The 12,686-nt window shown below is 59.7% G+C and carries 13 protein-coding genes and 1 tRNA gene; 8 read left to right on the top strand and 6 right to left on the bottom strand.

Going from position 1 to position 12,686, the window contains the following annotated elements; genetic code table 11:
- Positions 1-54: 54 nt before the first annotated feature.
- Complete coding sequence (locus HOP03_09755) at positions 55-207, bottom strand: DNA-binding protein (GenBank protein NOT88456.1); 153 nt, start codon at positions 205-207, stop codon at positions 55-57.
- A 307-nt stretch (positions 208-514) separates the two neighbouring features.
- Here HOP03_09755 and HOP03_09750 point away from each other — a divergent pair, with 307 nt between their 5' ends.
- From HOP03_09750 to HOP03_09725, 6 genes are all read left to right on the top strand, one after another.
- On the top strand, positions 515-691 hold the full coding sequence (locus HOP03_09750) for a hypothetical protein (GenBank protein ID NOT88455.1): 177 nt from the start codon (positions 515-517) through the stop codon (positions 689-691).
- Positions 688-1,080 (top strand): hypothetical protein, encoded by a 393-nt coding sequence (locus tag HOP03_09745; GenBank protein NOT88454.1) that lies wholly within the window; start codon positions 688-690, stop codon positions 1,078-1,080. Before HOP03_09750 ends, HOP03_09745 begins: the two co-directional genes overlap by 4 nt.
- A 109-nt stretch (positions 1,081-1,189) precedes the next feature.
- On the top strand, positions 1,190-1,609 hold the full coding sequence (locus HOP03_09740) for a hypothetical protein (protein ID NOT88453.1): 420 nt from the start codon (positions 1,190-1,192) through the stop codon (positions 1,607-1,609).
- 13 nt (positions 1,610-1,622) lie between these two features.
- Complete coding sequence (locus HOP03_09735; protein ID NOT88452.1) at positions 1,623-3,560, top strand: hypothetical protein; 1,938 nt, start codon at positions 1,623-1,625, stop codon at positions 3,558-3,560.
- A gap of 23 nt (positions 3,561-3,583) precedes the next feature.
- Entirely contained in the window at positions 3,584-4,036 is a 453-nt protein-coding gene (locus tag HOP03_09730) for a hypothetical protein (GenBank protein ID NOT88451.1), read from the top strand.
- Between the two features lie 228 nt (positions 4,037-4,264).
- Complete coding sequence (locus HOP03_09725; GenBank protein NOT88450.1) at positions 4,265-4,663, top strand: hypothetical protein; 399 nt, start codon at positions 4,265-4,267, stop codon at positions 4,661-4,663.
- A gap of 340 nt (positions 4,664-5,003) precedes the next feature.
- Here the strand turns inward: HOP03_09725 and HOP03_09720 are convergent, their stop codons facing one another.
- The 5 genes from HOP03_09720 to HOP03_09700 form a co-directional block, all read right to left on the bottom strand.
- A complete protein-coding gene (locus HOP03_09720) occupies positions 5,004-5,651 on the bottom strand; it encodes a hypothetical protein (GenBank protein NOT88449.1) in 648 nt (215 codons plus the stop codon).
- 59 nt (positions 5,652-5,710) lie between these two features.
- On the bottom strand, positions 5,711-8,728 hold the full coding sequence (locus HOP03_09715; protein ID NOT88448.1) for an N-6 DNA methylase: 3,018 nt from the start codon (positions 8,726-8,728) through the stop codon (positions 5,711-5,713).
- An 86-nt stretch (positions 8,729-8,814) separates the two neighbouring features.
- Positions 8,815-9,099, bottom strand: coding sequence for a helix-turn-helix domain-containing protein (locus HOP03_09710; protein NOT88447.1), 285 nt, complete (start codon positions 9,097-9,099; stop codon positions 8,815-8,817).
- 332 nt (positions 9,100-9,431) lie between these two features.
- Positions 9,432-9,505 (bottom strand) — tRNA-Gly (locus HOP03_09705).
- A gap of 69 nt (positions 9,506-9,574) precedes the next feature.
- Complete coding sequence (locus HOP03_09700) at positions 9,575-11,428, bottom strand: autotransporter domain-containing protein (GenBank protein ID NOT88446.1); 1,854 nt, start codon at positions 11,426-11,428, stop codon at positions 9,575-9,577.
- A 194-nt stretch (positions 11,429-11,622) separates the two neighbouring features.
- On the opposite strand from HOP03_09700, the gene thiS reads away from it, so the two are divergent.
- The gene (gene thiS / locus HOP03_09695; protein NOT88445.1) at positions 11,623-11,823 is read left to right on the top strand and encodes a sulfur carrier protein ThiS; all 201 of its coding nucleotides are present in this window, start codon (positions 11,623-11,625) and stop codon (positions 11,821-11,823) included.
- Between the two features lie 59 nt (positions 11,824-11,882).
- The gene (locus HOP03_09690) at positions 11,883-12,680 is read left to right on the top strand and encodes a thiazole synthase (protein NOT88444.1); all 798 of its coding nucleotides are present in this window, start codon (positions 11,883-11,885) and stop codon (positions 12,678-12,680) included.
- Positions 12,681-12,686: the final 6 nt, after the last annotated feature.

The raw sequence follows: 12,686 nt of genomic DNA, 5'->3' as shown, positions 1-12,686 counted from the left end.
TAAAAAAGTGGGTGTCCTAGGTTTCTTCCTAGGTTTCTGTGGTTTCTGTCGTCCTCACGCGAACGCGCGTTCGCCGGTGCCGCGACGCAGCGCCTGACGTTCGTACTGTTCGATGTCCTCGCGGCGGTAACTGACGCGGTTGCCGAGCTTCAGGTAGATCGGACCGATACCCATCCGGCGCCTTTGCTGCAGCGTATGGACGGAGATGTCCCAGCGTCGGGCGAGTTGGTTCTCATCGAAGGCGCGCGCTTCCCCCGGGGGCGGCGTGCGCGGCGGTACGGTCTTGCATGGCTTGGTTCTCGACAGGCTGCGGTTGCAGCGGGCGAGACACACACTATGGATCGGACGGGAAGAAAGCAGGAAGAAGGACAGGCAGAAAACGGGCTTTTTATTTCTTCCCGTCAAGGCATTGTTTTGGAAGGACTTTTTTGGGGGAATGTGCAGGGAATTCCACCAGCCACCCATCGAGCCCCCCTCGCCGGGTAACATTCAGGGCATGCCGAAGGAATCGCAGATGCCCACACAGGATCACGATCAGCACACATCTCGCCCCGGTCTGCGCACGAACCGCAGCGACCCGTTGAACGACCTGCAGTTGCTGCGGGATGTGGATGCGATCAACGAACGGACGATGCACGTGCTCGGGTCGCTGCCCGCCGGTGGCCTGCCTGCGCAGAAGGGAGACGTATGACGCTAGCCATCAGCAAAGAAGATATTTTTTCATTCCTTCGCGCGATCGAATCTGGAGAGATCGTGCTGACGCCCATGCAAGAGCCTCAGTGGGTCTATGCGGGTGTGGTCGGGTACAACGCGAGCAACGGATGGCGTATCGCAGTCTTCAACGACGCTAATGAATGGGACTACATTGAGTGGATTGTTGCGAGCGATGGAAGGCGTGTGGACTTTTTTTTCGATATGACGGAAGAGGATGCCGATCTTGAGCACTACGCGCCGTCGAACGATGTCTCCTGGCGCTGTTATGGGATTCCCGGTTATCTGCAGAACCGCTGCAAACAATGCGGCTGCGCCATCGAAGCGGACAGAAGCGGGAGGTATCTCTGCCAGCAGTGTATCTCCTGATGGATCGCCTGAGCGTCATCCATTCCCCGTTCAAGCCCGCAATATGCATGCGCATGGCGCATATGAGAAATCAATTGAAATCAATCCTTGCTCAAACAAGAGTGCCGCCATGAACGCAGACAACCACATAAGCCCCGAACTGCAAGGCAAGATCGATGCGCTAACAGATGAGAATTTGAAGGCGAACATCCTGCGGTATCTCAACCGCCCTTGGAAACGCAGAAAATCTAACGAACAGATATTTGACGAAATGGTGGCTGATTACGAAGAAGTCATGACAGAACGTGCGAAATGGCGCCAATGGACCGACGAGGAAGTCGCTGCATTCGTCGAGCACTTCAAGCAGGAAATGCCCGATGACTTTGCCGAGTTCTTGAGACAGGAACGTGAGAATAATGAAATTGAAGGTGAGTTGGCTTGGAGAGCGCGTCGACTTGCAGACCGTTGGCTTCCAGGCCTTGAATTCGTTGATTTAGGTACGTTGTTCGGCAAAGTCCGTGATTACGCCCGCGCCCATTTAATCGGATGAGAAAGGAACCTCAATGAGCAACGGATACTTCCTCGCTGATACCAACAGCCTTGTTTACGCCTATCGTGCAGGCGGCCCGGAACTGCTTGATACTTATCTGGATGCGGCAAAGGAACAGGATCGCAATTTTGCAATCACAAAAACGGTCTTGGACGAAATCGAAGACGGCCCGCTCAAGCACGAACTTCTGCAATACATCGCCGACAGAAAAGTCACCATAGTCTCTGCCCCCGACACCGAACACAAACTACGAACCGGCCAAATCACTCGCGTCAACGCTGGCGAAATTTCCATGCTCGAAGTCGCCGAGCGCGAGAACCAAGCTGGCCGTGTCACCCGCCTCTGGGCGGACGACAAGTATTTCGATTCCGAGCAGATCATGCGTCACCATCCCGACGCGCATCGATCGATGAGTAAAGAATTGCTGGATGAGGCGTACGAACAGAAATTCATCAGCACCGAAGACCACGCTCGCTACAGTGCCGGCTACGACGCGCAACAGGTATTTCAAGACAGCCCGCGTCTGCGTGCGTCCAGATACGACTTTGCGTCGCCGGAGATCGACGCGCCCCATCGCGTTCGCCCTGCACACATACAAGCTGGGCGTGCTCTCGGCGTCGCCGGACTCGCGCTGGAAGTCTATGACGGTGCCGACAGCGTCCGCACGGCGCATCGATTGGCGGGTGAAGGCAATCGCACGGGCGCCGAGTCGGAGTTGATCCACTTCGGCGCGCGCAGCGTCGGTGGCTGGGCGGGTGCCGGCATCGGCATGGCAGCCGGTGCTGTCGCAGGCGTCGAATCGGGTCCTGGCCTGTTGGTCACCGGGGCCATCGGCGGTGTCGCGGGCGTCTTCGCGGGCGAGAAAATCGCCGAGTGGACCGACAACCGTCGCATCTACAACCAGGAACTCGCCGGCCAATCCTGGAGCTACGACCCGGACAAGCCCACCGAGGGCTGGCGACGAAGCGCGCCGATCGACAGCACCGACGACAGCATTGACAATGCCCGGCGCGGCGATCTGCGCGCTTCACCTGCAACCGAAAACGCGCTCAACTATCAAGCGACCAGTGCCTCAGTGGAATTGGTTCTGCGCGGCCCGCCGTCGCAGCGCGAGCCGTTCTCGCTGCCCGCCGAAGCGGGCGATGCGCCGAGCAGTCAGCCATCGAATTGGGAACGCGATCCCGAGAATGGGCAGTGGGAACGCAAGGTCTACGGCCCGTTCGTCGAGCGCGGGATGACGCCGTATTCGACCGAAACCGCCGATGCAGCGCGCGCCGAGCGCCTGGACCGGCAAGCGGCGCAGATCGTGGTGGAGAACGCGACGAACAGCCCGGCCTCGATCGCGGCGCGCTACGAAGATGCCTACATCCGCAACGGCTGGAAGGCGCATGGCGAGATGCCCGACGCCGTGCGCCATGCACCGATACCGACACGCTGGTGGCTTCGGACGGTGATCGGTATCAACGACAGGCGAATGGCCGCTGGGTCAGCGACGGCATGCTCGTCGACGCCACCGCAAGTGGCCGACTGCACGACGAACTGGAAGCGACCCGCGAGGTATTGCAGGCGCGCCTGCCGCCTCCGCGCGAGATCCCGCCCGTGCCGCCGATGGACGCCGATGCGCGCTTGCGCGATACGGTCGCGGGCGCGTATCGCAACGCGGGCGTCGATGCGAGTGCCGAGCAGGTCTCCGCCGCGGCCGTCGCCGTGCGTGCGACATGGGATGCGAATGGACTGGACCCGGCGACGACCGCATTGCAAGCACGACCACAGGCCGATGGCCGGCACGAGTTGGCCAGCCTGCGCCTGGACACAGACGGTAAGACTTACACGATTGCTGCCGTTACGGCGCCAGACGATATCGAGCATGCGCAGACGCGCATGGGCGCGACACCGCATGCGACCGAACGCCATTCGGAACAGAACCACGACGCTCGCGCTGATTCGATGACGACGGCGATATCCTTGGCATCGTTGGCGACTCGCCTTCCAGACCCGCGTGATCCCAACTGTCCCGATCATCGTCTCTACCAACAGATCGAGCGTGGCGTGGCGGGCATCGATACGGAACGCGGACGCGGCTTCGATGCGACCAGCGAACGACTGGCGATGGGCGCATTCCACGACGCCAAAGCGGCCGGCATCACCTCCGCCGACCATCTCGCGATCAATGAGACCGGCAAGCGCCAGCAGGATGGGTCGCAGGTCGCCGCCGGAGCGCTGCTGTTCGTCGTGCAAGGGCAAGACCCGTCCGATCCGGCGGCGCGCCGCGCGATGACCGATGTGGCGCAAGCGATCGATCGCCCGGTCGAACAATCGCTGCAGAAGGTCGACATATTGGCTCAGCAGCAGGCACAGATGCTGGCACAGGCACAGAACAATCCGACGCAAGATGATCCCGGGCCGAAGGGACTGCGGATGGCCTGAGTTCCACCAGCGCGTTGCCGTCGGCGCCAGCAGCGCCGAAATCCGGCTGGGTTTCCGCCTCTACTTCCTGCACGCACGGGGCCTGCGCAAACCCGACATGCAGGCCCTGGCACGCGGCCTCGCTCGCCTGCTGGCGAAACAGCCCGCCAGCGAACGCTCGGCCTGGCTGGCCAATTTCACAAAAGTACGTCTGTTCGCGGCAATCCCACCCGCACCGCCGTCGCACCGTTGTTGACCTGCATCGAGTCGGACGCACTGGGTTTTGCCTTGATCGATGCCGAAGCCCGGCATCCCCGCATCGCAGACCTGCTGGTTCCGCTACGCACCCGCGATGGCCCCGCCGCAGACACCGCGACCGACGTGATCTGGGACGACAGCGAGGGACGCTGGGAATTGGAAGTGGACGTCACCGGACTCGACTGGCCACGCTATCTGGTGCACGTGCTGCATCTGCTGGCCGAAGCCGCGCTGGGCGATCCCGGTTTCGGAGGACGGATCACGCTCTTGCATCGGAACGCCGCCCCGGTCTGCACTGAAGATGTCGTGCAACTGCGTTTGGATCTGGATGTTTCGCCGCCGACTTGTCGTGCGGTGTTGCGGCGTTGTGGGGTGCTGGAGCGCGGGTGATGGGTGGGTGTGTTGGGGTGGTGCGATTGTTCGATGGCTTTGGTTCGACGACCAGTGAAGCCGTTGTTCGCCTTCCTCGGGCATTGAACCGGAAGAGCGAAATGCTAAGCGCACGCTATGGCACATTGCGTCAATCGACCGCACGGCTACGGATTAAAAAAGTGGGTGTCCTAGGTTTCTATCGCGGACGGATCTGCAACTGCTGTTCCCCGGCGGGCTGCCAAGAGGCCATTGAATTAGCGGATGATGTCCGCATCCGGGACGGTCACTTGAATGATTTAAGTGGCGGCCCGCGTTCAGTACAGAGATGGCTGATGCGGCCTGACGCTCAGTCTGTTCACTACGATAACCACAGATGCAAAATATTGATCGGGCCTGGACTCGCAGGTGGCGTTTGGTTGTTGTAGACAAAGCTCCTGCTATGCCTTGAGCAAGCAAGATGCCCAACTCCGCTCTTAGGAGGATAGGGAAGCACTTCCACCGAGTAGAGAGGTGGTGTCTTCATCATGGCACTTGCTAGGAATGGAACTAGCTTGCCATTGATCGAGGAGCCATCGCGGACATAGGCAACCATGAAGGCTTCCTGGTTTGCCCATGCGTAGTCACCGTCCAGAAAACGGCACAATCCTTTATTGCAGTACATTGTTTCAGTTTTCGCTGCGGTGGAATCAAGGATCTTGGCCTCAGCGATCAATGGAAAGTTACGTTCTCGATTAGAGAGATAGATCGAAAGGTCTGGCCGCTTCTCAAGATGCGAGCCGTCAAAGCTAACGGTCTCCTTTCCCCTAACGACGCACATCACCAGCTGCCCCCAAAAAGGATCCTGTTCAAGCAATGCATTCAGACGCGTTTCCAGCAAGGCTGTCACTTCCGCCTCGCTGCCAGAAGCCACCACCACCGGGCTGTTGGCACGAACATCATCGAACGCGCGAGATAGACTTTCGGCAATAATCTCTAGATATGCCACATCGATAGCGGGTAGTGGCAGTCGCAAGCCACGCGTCAACTCACCAATCTGATCTGGGCGGGGACGAATGGCGGAAGACTTCATGTCCGGGCTTGTCCTCTTAACACATCCAAGTGTGACCAGATGATTCGTTGCGCTAACAGACGTGCCTGGGTTGTAGTCCAGTAGCGTTGCTGGGCAAGCCGCCCTATCAATAATCTGTTTTCATCGGCTTGAATCATGATTTCCGAACCCGCAACCTCATCTGCAGCGCGCAGCAACCCTGCCCAATCACTTGCAGAAACTGTTTGTGATGGCCTGATATCGCCGAACCGCAACTCAATGCCGTGCCAAGGTGAGCTAGTGAGCTGAGTTACCTCATGCACTACAAATGATGTGCCGAATCGCTTACACCAAGGGGAAATTTCTTTAGTAAGAACATTTCGGAAGTTTGTCTTACCCACAGATTCTGGTGGGCTCTGGGCCTTGCGCTTGTTCTCGGAGAAAGGCAGGTTGTAGTCAAGTGTGTCTGAGATAACCTGCAAGTCGCGCCCCCCAAGTCCATAAAGATGGGCCACCCATTCATCGACATCACTCCAAGAAGCTTCTCCAATGCACAACTTATCGAACAGCTGGAAGATTTCAGTGCGCTGAACGAGAGCTATTGCACCGAAGTCGGGGATGGGTATACGGTCAATAGTTGATTTCTCAATGACCTCACGCTCGAAGCCAAATTCGCCGCTGGTGACGAGGGCCATCCAAGCTGCCAGCTTGCTCCCTAGTATGAGGGTGATATAACGTACGAATGTGGCAGCCTCGGGGTGTTTATGTGGGCTGTATCCGTAAAACGTTTCGTTGAAAATCACGCCACCATCGGAAACAGCAACCCCGATCCGCCCTGTTGCAGCAGGCGGGGACTTGTGAACGATGACTAGTGGCCCAGCGAAAAGCTCGATAGCTCTAGGGTCATGGATGCGTTTGTGTGAGAAAGCATCTAAGACACTGCTATCAATGAACGGGCCAGTAAAGCTTTCGCCGGTCAGTTCCAGCAGACCGTGGAGATAGCGCGCATCTACTCCTGGCAAACCATCGCCTTTCATGCGCACCCGGCTGCTCTGCCGAAGCCGTTGATAACCGTTTCCACTTCCTTTTAGTAGGCCTCGATTCGTCTCGCCAATGTTCCGGCGCCAATAAGCTTCCAACGTGGGATGCCCTTGTGCGCGGATGCGCTCCACTATCCCAAGATCTGCTTTCGTTCCTCTGAACAAGATCTTCAGAATATCTGGCATTTCACCAAGCTTTGATGATGGAACAAGTTCAGCGTTGAGCGCATCGATTCGCATATTGCCCGCATCATTCAGCGCCTGTTCCAATCTAGGGCTAATGAGGCGAAAGCCGGCACCGACACCAGGCACCTTATTTGTTGCAATCAGAATGCAGAATGGCGCTGAAATTTCAGGCCATACCTTGGTTTGCCTCAATTCAACGCCATTGATGATTGATGTGACGTCAAGCGCCTCGAACAATGCCCGGCGAGCCTCCGCCATCCCGTCGCCCTGCTGGAAGAGAATCCGGGCATGGAGCGCGAATGCAATCTGGCCGTTCGGTTTTGCCCACTCCATGGCTCGCCAAACAAAGGGAAGATCAAGCCCCTCATTAGGTAAAGGAGGGCTTGGGTTAGTGGTATTTCTGCTGACTGCAATGCGGGCAACAGTTGCACGCACTAAATGCCAATCGCGCAACTTTGTACTACTAGCCCATGGTGGATTGCCGATAATTAGATCGTACTTTCCGACATGCTGCTTACCAACGAGTGGGCCGAGGCTGCCGAGTTGCGAGCCACTAGTCTGACCATCTGCTTCCAGTCTATGTAGTACGGTTCCGCGAAGATTCTTGAAACCCAGTCTATCAACTGGTCTAGGGTTAGGATCAAGCTCAATTGATATGAGATATAGGCCCAGCGCAGCAAACCGCAGAGCAGCCTCATTGATGTCAAAGCCGGTTATTTGGCGGTAGAGAATCGATCTGAGAATCCCCGTGCTGGGCCGCTTCCCATCGACACGCCAACGCTCGCCCACGAGCTCGCGAAACGCAGTCAGCAGAAAGACACCTGCTCCTGCTGCAGGATCGAGAACCTTGGCGCCGCTGCTAGCGCCGTTGCGCTCCAGTGCCCGAAAGGACGCTCTGACCATCAGATCCGCAATAGTGCGCGGAGTGTAGTACCCTCCCTCGCGCCTTTGTCGATCAGGCGCATGATTGCGCAGGTAGAGCTCATAGGCCTGACTTAAGACGCCTACGGGAATGTGGGCGAAATCAAGATTATCCCACTTCTCCTCCCAGCCAAGAAAAAGTTGGCTATCTGGTGCTCGCCTCAGCACATCTCCCAAAATAGAGTATGCCTGCTTCGGAAGTTTTGCGAAAACGGTTTTCGATAGCGGTAACAAATCGCCATTGAACGTAGAGTCAAGCCATTTCGATGTGCTTTCTGCTGTCGAACGATTGTCGAAAAGGCTGGCTGCAGTCCCTGTCACGGACATCCCGTTGGGCAATAAGTCGCGATCAGCAAGGAACCGAGTAAACAGCGCTCTACCAACTAAGGAGATGGCATCCTCGTCCGAAATTTTTCCCAATTCTATAAGCCCATTAATTGAGCTGGTGAGAAGGTTCAAAACAACATTCGAAATCCAGCCTCGCTGGCTGATCGCGGCGCCTGGGCGTAGATTGCCAAGTCGCGAAAGCGTTGCAAATTTATTGCGACCATTACTCCCCACCTCAATCTTGGCTTGTTGAAGGGATCTCTTGTCGAGCTCAATGCGGTATACGTCAAGATGTCCTGGCGCTATGACACCAAGATAGGGAGCATCCCCACGCATGGCGAGTAGGCGACGTATGCGATGAAGTTGGCTCTCCCCTTCAAGTGAGTCAGCGTTCACAAGAAATATCAGAGGCGCACCCTGCCATTCATAGACCGCGCTGATAACGCTAAGCGCCGTATCGCCACCACGCCGTGCAGCTAAAATTGTTGCGTAAGGCAACAGTTCTGGGCCGTCAACGTCGAATAAGTGCAATGCTGCTGGGTCGGCACCAAAGTCACCAAGCGATGCGGTGATGTCAGCCATCAGCTTGCTCTACTCGTATAGCTTGAAAGAGGCATGGCATATGCCGTGAGCTCCCTTTTGTTTTTTTGCTGGGATTTCGTCATAACTCAGAACTCCATGCCCTGCTGCGGGTCACCTCCAAAGCGCCCTCGTCGGGCACCACCACGCGGTTTTTTTGGCGTGAGCGTGACCTTGGACATGGCCTGACGATAGTCTCCACCCATCTCACTGACCGCGACGACGAGAACGGCAATCAGCGCAATATGGGCGGGAAGTTCGCCACCGCGCGCGTAGTTGGAAATCGAATTTGGATTCATGCCTATCAGTTCGGCAAACGCGCGAACGCTTAGGCCAATCCTCTGCAACTCCGCAAGAAATACCGAATATGGCATACCACGTCGATTTGATCTACATAGTCTCATGTAGAATGACACATAAATTTATGTGATGGAAGCGAGGCTCTTGGTGGAGGGACTATTGCGTCGCATCGTTCCAGTCACAGCCCCATTGCCAGCGAAAACCGGGACACCTACAACCAGAAATTTCTCACCTACCTTCACGGCATCTTTCCGACAGCCGTTCTCTAACAAGATCACGACCCAGCCGCTATCCCAGCTCGCCCCGGCAGGCACCGCAAATACCTTTCACTGCGTCACCACTTTATTGGCCTGAAGCGAACGCACAAAAAAACGGCGACCCCTGCGGGCCGCCGTTTTTGTGTACTTGGAGCGGGTGATGGGAATCGAACCCACGCTAGCAGCTTGGGAAGCTGCAGTTCTACCATTGAACTACACCCGCGTAGGGCTTCATCTTAGCGGCTGTCGCGGCCTCCGGAAACATCGCCGGGGGCCGCGATGCCGCCCGGCATCAGAACTGCTTGCCGAAGGTGGCGAACAGGGTGGCGTCGTTGCCGCGGTCCTGCGCCGCACTCACGTTGAGACCGATGTTCGCGTCCAGACCGAACAGTTCGGTACGGGCGCCCATCTGCAGGGTCACGTAGGTGTCGTCGAAGGTCTGGCCCGGTACGGCGTAGGGCAGGCTGCCGGCGATCGACTGCGAGCGCGCGAACGCTTCTTTGGCCTGGTCTTCATGCTCCACGTCCCAGGTCAAGCGGCCATAGGGCGTCAGGTGGTCGTTGATCTTGTAGCTGGCCTGCCAGCCGAGGCTGGTGATCAGCGAATCGAAGCTCTGGTCCGGGTAGGCCAGCGAGGTGGACAGGGTCGGCTGGTTTTCGGCATAGCCGTCGACATCGACCTGCTGCGCCAACACGCTGACGACGGGGCCGTGGCTGAGCGCTTCGCCGGTGAAGTTGTAACCCGTGCTGACGCCGAAGCTGAGGTTGCTGCCGTCGGGCGAGCCGGTATGGCTGCGCATGACCGGGCCGAGCCACACTTCGCGATTCACGTCGTAGCTGACCATCGAGTAGCTGAGCTGGCCGTTGACCCAGGCGTTTTCGCCATACCAGCCGGCGAAACCGCCGAGCGTGGCGTCGGTCTGGTCGAAATCGCCGCCGCGACGGCCGAAGTCGTAGCTGTTGCGGCCGATGCCGCCGAAACCGCCGTAGACGAAGTTGCCGCGGGTCCAATCGACGCCGCCGGTGAAGGCCGGGCCGACGCCGTCGTAGGTGTTGCCGTCGCCGTAACGCTGGAAATCGGCGCGGCCGTCGACCCACCAGCGCATGCCGTCGCTGTCGGGCTTGCCGGCGAGATGGCCGGAAACGCGATCGGCGCGGGCGCGGCCGACCGTGGCCGTCGCGTGCGGCAGCAGCGCGATCTGGCGCGGCGCTTCCAGCACCGAGACTGCGTACTGCGACAGGATCTGGTGCGCGCGGCTGGTCGGATGCACGCCATCGGCGAACAGATAGCTGTTCGGCGCATCCGGCGACACCAGGCTGGTCGGGTTGCAGGTCAGCGAGTTCGCGGTGATCTGCGGCTGGCAGGCGGTGCCCGTGATGTTGGTGAAGCCGTACGCGGCCGGCGATGCGGTGATTTCGCGGATCAGGTTGAAGGTGTCGAGCGGGATCACGCGCAGGCCATTGCTGGCCAGGGCACCGAAGAGCGCACTGTTGTAAGTGGTGGTGAGCGCGGTGCCCTGCGCCTGCGCCGTCGCGCCCTGGGCACGGAAGGCCGGCGTCAGACCGAGATCCGGCACGGTCGCGACCAGGATGTACTTGGCGCCGGCACCCTGCAGTTGGCCGACGATGCCGACTTCCGAAGCCACCGCACTGGCGATGGTGGTGCTGGCCGGCGCGCCGGCATTGGTGATCGCGAACAGATCGTTGGCGCCGCCCCAGACGGTGTACAGCGCACGACTGTCCGCGCGTCCGCCGTTGGCGGCGAGATGGTTGGTGACCTGGGTGGCGAGCGAGGGGATCGGGCCCAGCGCACCGGTGGTGTTGATGCCCACGCGGGCGCCGCCAGCGGCGTAGTTGGTGCCGGTCTGGCCATTACCGTTGGGGCCGGCGGTGGTGCCGTAGAAATCGGCCAGGTACTGCGACCAGACGAATCCCGGGTTGGTGGTGAACTGGCCGGTGACCGGACGGACGCTGGCCGGCAGCAGCGGGCGGAAGAAGCCGGCGTCGGTCAGGCTGTCGCCGAAGAACACCGTCTGCGAATAAGGACCGGCCGCGAAGACCGGTGCGGCCACTGCTGCAGTCGCCGCGATCAGGGCGACCGTAAGAAGACTGCGGATGGGCCGTTTGGCCCCACGATTGAAAGACATACCCCACTCCCGAACGGTTGAAAAAATGGCGGAAATTTCCGCGAAATGCCCCGGCGCTCCTGCGATACGGCGCCGGATGGTGGCCGCATCCTTTCACGAAGCCCTTTGTGACTCAAGTGTGACAAGTCCCCCGGAGATCGATGGTTCCCGCGCTGGCGCTGGGCAGGACGCCGGGCACGGGGGACAATCCGCGAATGGATATCAGACTGAACGGCACACCCCTCGCCCTTGCCGCCCACGGCACCATCGCCGACCTGCTCCTCGCCCAAGGTCTGGCCGAGCGCCGGGTCGCGGTGGAGGTGAATGGCGAGATCGTCCCCCGCAGCCGTCATGCCAGCCATCTCTTGGCGGACGGTGACGTGGTCGAGATCGTGCATGCGCTGGGCGGCGGGTGATCGGCCCGGAGCCCCCTGCAGGAGCGGCGTTCGGCGCACCGATCGGCGATAATCGGGCGATGACCGCACTCCCCGCATACGACGACACGCTCGTCATCGCCGGCAAGTCCTATCGCTCGCGTCTGTTGACCGGCACCGGCAAGTTCAAGGACCACGACGAAACCCGCCGCGCCACCGACGCCGCCGGCGCCGAGATCGTCACCGTCGCGATCCGCCGCACGAACATCGGCCAGAACCCGGGCGAACCGAATCTGCTCGATGTCCTGCCGCCGGACCGCTACACCCTGCTGCCCAACACCGCCGGCTGCTACACCGCCGACGATGCCGTGCGCACCTGCCGGCTGGCGCGCGAACTGCTCGACGGCCACGCGCTGGTGAAACTGGAAGTGCTGGGCGACGCCCGCACCCTGTTCCCGGATGTGGTGCAGACGCTCAAAGCCGCCGAGACCCTGGTCGCCGACGGCTTCGACGTGATGGTCTACACCAGCGACGACCCGATCCTGGCCAAGCGCCTCGAAGAGATCGGCTGCGTCGCGGTGATGCCGCTGGCCGCGCCGATCGGCTCCGGCCTCGGCATCCAGAACCGCTACAACCTGCTGGAAATCATCGAGAACGCGAAGGTGCCGATCCTGGTCGATGCCGGCGTCGGCACCGCCTCGGATGCCGCCATCGCGATGGAGCTGGGCTGCGACGGCGTACTGATGAACACCGCGATCGCCGGCGCCAAGGACCCGGTGCGCATGGCGCTGGCGATGAAGCTGGCGATCGAAGCCGGCCGACACGCCTTCCTCGCCGGACGCATCCCGCGCAAGCGCTACGCCTCGGCGTCGTCGCCGGTGGATGGGTTGATCGGATAAACGGCC

The sequence above is a fragment of the Lysobacter sp. genome (assembly GCA_013141175.1).
In the GTDB taxonomy this organism is placed as follows: domain Bacteria; phylum Pseudomonadota; class Gammaproteobacteria; order Xanthomonadales; family Xanthomonadaceae; genus Lysobacter_I.
Note: the sequence above shows the minus strand (reverse complement) of the source record. Positions and strands in the feature narration are given on the sequence as shown.

What these genes read in the sequence shown, in the direction of transcription:
- HOP03_09750 (NOT88455.1), top strand. Translation starts at nt 515, where the DNA reads ATGCCCACACAGGATCACGATCAGCACACATCTCGCCCCGGTCTGCGC.
- HOP03_09715 (NOT88448.1), bottom strand. Translation starts at nt 8,728, where the DNA reads ATGGCTGACATCACCGCATCGCTTGGTGACTTTGGTGCCGACCCAGCA.
- HOP03_09735 (NOT88452.1), top strand. Translation starts at nt 1,623, where the DNA reads ATGAGCAACGGATACTTCCTCGCTGATACCAACAGCCTTGTTTACGCC.
- thiS (NOT88445.1), top strand. Translation starts at nt 11,623, where the DNA reads ATGGATATCAGACTGAACGGCACACCCCTCGCCCTTGCCGCCCACGGC.
- HOP03_09745 (NOT88454.1), top strand. Translation starts at nt 688, where the DNA reads ATGACGCTAGCCATCAGCAAAGAAGATATTTTTTCATTCCTTCGCGCG.
- HOP03_09690 (NOT88444.1), top strand. Translation starts at nt 11,883, where the DNA reads ATGACCGCACTCCCCGCATACGACGACACGCTCGTCATCGCCGGCAAG.
- HOP03_09710 (NOT88447.1), bottom strand. Translation starts at nt 9,099, where the DNA reads ATGCCATATTCGGTATTTCTTGCGGAGTTGCAGAGGATTGGCCTAAGC.
- HOP03_09700 (NOT88446.1), bottom strand. Translation starts at nt 11,428, where the DNA reads ATGTCTTTCAATCGTGGGGCCAAACGGCCCATCCGCAGTCTTCTTACG.
- HOP03_09740 (NOT88453.1), top strand. Translation starts at nt 1,190, where the DNA reads ATGAACGCAGACAACCACATAAGCCCCGAACTGCAAGGCAAGATCGAT.